This is a genomic window from Liquorilactobacillus sicerae, from assembly GCF_029916425.1.
In the GTDB taxonomy this organism is placed as follows: Bacteria; Bacillota; Bacilli; order Lactobacillales; family Lactobacillaceae; genus Liquorilactobacillus; species Liquorilactobacillus sicerae.
In genome coordinates this window covers 1-448 of sequence record NZ_JAHAVQ010000239.1, presented here as the reverse complement: position 1 = coordinate 448, position 448 = coordinate 1, and the positions used below count along the sequence as shown (strand labels likewise).

The following is a 448-nucleotide window of genomic DNA, read 5'->3' as shown; positions in this document are numbered from 1 at the left end:
AAATATAACTTTATGGCATGAAAGAGATATTTCTCATTCTTCAGCTGAACGGATAATCCTTCCCGACACAACGATTTTAATTGATTATATGCTTCAACGTTTTACAAATATTTTAAATGGTTTGGCTGTTTTTCCAGAAACAATGAAAAATAATATGAAAAAAACATACGGTTTGATTTATTCACAGAGTCTGCTTTTGAAATTAATAAATAAATGAATGAGTAGGGAAGAATCTTATGATACTGTTCAGCCATTGACGGCTCGTTCTTGGGACGAACATCTCATGTTTAAGGATTTGGTAGAAAAGGATCCATTGATTAGTTCAAAACTCAGTCAAGCGGAAATTGATGATGCTTTTGATTATCACTACCATTTGAGAAATGTTGATAAAATTTATGCACGACTGGGATTGGAGGAAGCATGAATGCATTAGTTAGTCATCCTGCCA

At 33.3% G+C, this 448-nt stretch carries 1 pseudogene; it reads left to right on the top strand.

The annotated features are described in order from the left end of the window. Positions 1 to 424: pseudogene (locus tag KH893_RS12220) on the top strand (adenylosuccinate lyase); the annotation flags it as partial. Between the last annotated feature and the right edge of the window lie 24 nt (positions 425 to 448).